We start from the raw sequence: 3,273 nt of genomic DNA, 5'->3' as shown, positions 1-3,273 counted from the left end.
TCATAAATCTTAAAGGAGTAGTCCGTACGGATAGTTGTTTGATATTTTGTGATTTTTTAGTTTCCCTGCCAATCTTAGGAGATAAAAAATCTACTTTCAATTCGGCATTCCAGAGCCAAAAGGAACCATCGGGGTTGAAATTAAGAATAAATCCAAGTTTCTCTAACTTAGCAATTAAATCTATTTTCTTTTTCCCTTTGTACGGAAACGGGATTAAAAAATCTATATCCAGTGTTCTGAGGGGATAGTTTCTTACTTTTAAATGTTTTTGATATAACAAAAAGCACCAGCTTCCGATTAATTCTAGTCCTTCATCCCATAATCCCTCTTCATCAAATACCTTCAAAATATTTTTTACAATGTTAATCATTTTATTTTTGAGAGCAACTTCAATGCTTCTTTTACTTTTTTTAATTCGTTTTTTAAAACATTCCGTCTTTTAATCTTATTGATAATGTCCTCTGGTTCATTTTTACCTAAATATTTATGTAAAATTTTATCTTTCTCTCTGTATTGAAGATAGTAGTAAAAATGTCCGCCAATTTTACGTTTTTTTATACTTCCTTTCGGTAATTTGGAGAATTCTTTTTTCAGTTCTACATTTACCTTTAGATAATGTTCCTTGCTTTCTTTAAGTATACCCTTTAAAACTTTCACCGAATCCCTCCTTACACTACGGTATTCTATTAAATATATATTGTAGTGTAAAGAGTATTGTACCCAGATGCAAGGTTCGGCATACGGAAGTATGTGTCCGCCGGAGGCGGGCAACTTCGCTATGAAGGACAAATACCTTGTCATATTTATTCCGAAAGCCGTTTGATTCCTTTGCAGGCAGGCGACCCGCCTATCGCCTGCCTATTAGATTTGTTCCGAGGCCCGTCCTCCGCAGTAGCCCTGCTACGGAGGGTGGAAAAGCAGGGTTAATTGTTTCTTCCAAAAAAAATGAAAGAGGCTCTCTTAAAAATGAAATGACTGCCAACGGCAGTCGCGAATTTTTTGAGGGGGTATTCAGTAAAAAACAAGAACAAGCGCGATGGCGGAGCGTTTCAAACTATGTTCGAACTTATTGCATAAAACATTCATTAATTTGTCATTCCGAACCCTGAGCGTAGTCGAAGGGGAGGAATCTTATTCATTCTTCTTTTATGGCTCCCTTCCAGACTGTGTCGCAATTCCGATTATGGTAATTCTTTGAAAATAGTAGTTGCAAAGTTTACTTTGCTTTATCAAGTTTTGGTATCTTTTAGCAGAGCAAGCTCTGCAACTACAATTACGACACAGTCTCTTCGGTCGCAATACTTATGAGCTCGGCGCCTCCGACTACCTTTCTTACAGAAAGCTTCTGCGGCGCCTCGCATAAGAGACGGTCGGAGGGCATCGGGCAATTGCATCGCCCTTGCACCTCCTCCCTTTGTCCAGCCGCCTGCGTATCCGCTTCCTCCCCTTTGGGTCGGTCGTTCTGCCTGTGGCAGAACAGCGGCTTTTGTAATGAGCACTCTGAATGCCCTCTGTTCGTTCACCCGCCCTCCTTACGGAGGCCTTTCGCTCTCAGCCTCTGCGATACAGGGGCAAGCACCGCCGTTCGCTTGCTCCTGTATCTGTTCCTCGATAAGCGAAGATGGGAGCATTTGCTCATGGAGATATCACACATATATTGCTATTGCTGTTTTTATTAAGAAAATCGCATAATTCTTTAGTCGGCAAATTTTTTTTATAAGAGAAATATTTTCTTTTACAAAGTATAAAAAGACGGGAAATGTAACTTTTAGGTTACATTCCCCGCTATAATTATTACAAGTAAGTTCTCATGTAGAAACAGGGGTTTGCGAAGCTATTTCCTCTTTTTCACTACCTCTCTTGCATCCTGACAATGAGAGAAACATGCACGCAATTATCATTATTACATTAATTATGTTGGGTTTTCCATTTATCTCCTTGCCAGTCTGTAAAATCTCAATATTATATTTATTTTAAAATGCTATTCCTTGTCCTTTTTTCTACCGATCAATATTAAGAATGTACCTAAAAGAAACATTATTGCTACGATAAAAATTCCAGCCTTACTTTTAGTTTCGATCACAATCAGAAATGGTATCGTAGTGAAGCTGACAACAAGCCATCCATAAACGGTATACATGGATTTATATTCGATTGCTGAGTTCTCTTGGTTCTTATTTTTTTCCATAACGTACATTGCCTCCTATAGGATATACCTTTGCAATAATTAATACTGGCGCTTTTTCAGTTACTTAGATAGAGACTTGTGGTGGCGATTTATTTAAGGGGTTTTCTGAGCGGGACTGTTTTATGTAAAAATAAACATATTCTCCATGTTTTGTAAATGGCGGAGAAGCGGAATATTTGTTATAGATAGCGGCGACGGTGCCTGATACTTTTCTTTTAGAAGTGTTTGTAATAAGAACAGATTCTGCACTGCTGTTGCCCTGGAGATATTCGTTTGATTCGCGCTGCTGGTCATTTGCTAATGAATTCTGAGTTTCGGACTGATATAAAAAAGCAGCGGCAGGCTTTTCTGCAAAAAGAAAACCCGCAGTTAATACTATTAATATCAGCAGCGAAACTGTTTTGGTTATATTTATTAAATATTTATTGTATATCATACATTCTTTTATGTTCATATTTCTAGCATTTTCTTATGATTAAATTTTAGTGTTGTGGGCCCTATTATGCCCCCGGAAATAACCATTTTCATTGCTTCCTCCACACCCCATTGAAGCTCCTTAATTTGCGATTCTTTTAAAACAACTAAGGCACCGGAAGTAGGATTCGGAACGGTAGGTATAAATACTTTTAAAAGTGTTTCTCCTGTATCCTCGTTTTTTACTTCGCCGGTAACGAATCCGATAACCCACACATCAGGCCTAAAATAATCAACTAAAACGGCTTTTTTAAACATTTGATTTTCGGGCAGCGACAAAGTGTTAGACATCTGTTTCCCAACTTGATAAACTGTCTTGACAAGCGGAATTTTATTCATAATAGCTTCCAAAATGGCAAACAATTTTTTACCAAAAACGTTACTGCCTATTATACCAGAGATATATAAAACGAAAATAAACAGTATAAGTCCAAGTCCGGGAATACGATACCCAATATATTGATCAACCAGCGCCATAACTTTCTTGTCGATGACAACATAAACAATCCTTAATATGGAAATCGTAAGTCCGATAGGAATAAGAGCCAAAAGTCCCCTGAATATATACAGTTTTAAATGATTTAATAGATTTTTCATTTGATCACATTTTC

Annotated in this window: 5 protein-coding genes; all 5 read right to left on the bottom strand. The window is 37.5% G+C overall.

The features are described 5' to 3' along the window. Nucleotides 1-370 (bottom strand): hypothetical protein (locus FP827_04085; GenBank protein ID MBA3052253.1); only part of this gene is annotated, 370 nt, incomplete at its 3' end. Further along, on the bottom strand, nt 367-657 hold the full coding sequence (locus tag FP827_04080; GenBank protein ID MBA3052252.1) for a hypothetical protein: 291 nt from the start codon (nt 655-657) through the stop codon (nt 367-369). The genes FP827_04080 and FP827_04085, both read right to left, overlap by 4 nt. 1,324 nt (nt 658-1,981) lie before the next feature. Continuing rightward, nucleotides 1,982-2,188: a hypothetical protein gene (locus tag FP827_04075; protein MBA3052251.1), complete on the bottom strand. Its 207-nt coding sequence runs from the start codon at nt 2,186-2,188 to the stop codon at nt 1,982-1,984. 64 nt (nt 2,189-2,252) lie between these two features. After that, complete coding sequence (locus FP827_04070) at nt 2,253-2,642, bottom strand: hypothetical protein (GenBank protein ID MBA3052250.1); 390 nt, start codon at nt 2,640-2,642, stop codon at nt 2,253-2,255. Next, on the bottom strand, nt 2,639-3,259 hold the full coding sequence (locus FP827_04065) for a DUF502 domain-containing protein (GenBank protein ID MBA3052249.1): 621 nt from the start codon (nt 3,257-3,259) through the stop codon (nt 2,639-2,641). Before FP827_04065 ends, FP827_04070 begins: the two co-directional genes overlap by 4 nt. Between the last annotated feature and the right edge of the window lie 14 nt (nt 3,260-3,273).

Source organism: Candidatus Omnitrophota bacterium (assembly GCA_013791745.1).
Classification (GTDB): Bacteria; CG03; CG03; order CG03; family CG03; genus CG03.
This window is presented reverse-complemented; position numbering and strand designations above follow the sequence as displayed.